Here is a 341-nt window from a genome sequence, read left to right as displayed (position 1 = left end):
GCGACACAGGAATATATTAAAATTTGATATAATCGAACTCTGGAGCAGACGTTCGTGGACCTGAACCAGCTTCGATGTTTCGTGTCGGTAGCGGACGAGCTTCATTTCGGGCGGGCGGCTCAAAAGCTTGGCGTCCTGCCGGCATCGCTATCTCGGCACATACGCCTGCTTGAAGAATCCCTTGGGACGCGGCTGATGGCGCGAACGACACGCAGCGTGTCGCTGACGGAAGACGGTCTCGTCTTCCTGGAAGGCGCGCGGGAGATCCTGGCCAAGACCGAAGCTCTTCAGCAACGGTTCCACACCTCCCGCCAGGCAAGAGCGGATGTGCTGCGGATCGG

1 protein-coding gene is annotated in these 341 nt (G+C 58.4%); it reads left to right on the top strand.

The features are described from left to right. Nucleotides 1–54 precede the first annotated feature (54 nt). Nucleotides 55–341 (top strand): LysR family transcriptional regulator (locus AF337_RS15400; RefSeq protein ID WP_152971092.1); only part of this gene is annotated, 287 nt, incomplete at its 3' end.

The sequence above is a fragment of the Rhizobium ecuadorense genome (genome assembly GCF_001187535.1).
Classification (GTDB): domain Bacteria; phylum Pseudomonadota; class Alphaproteobacteria; order Rhizobiales; family Rhizobiaceae; genus Rhizobium; species Rhizobium ecuadorense.
This window is presented reverse-complemented; position numbering and strand designations above follow the sequence as displayed.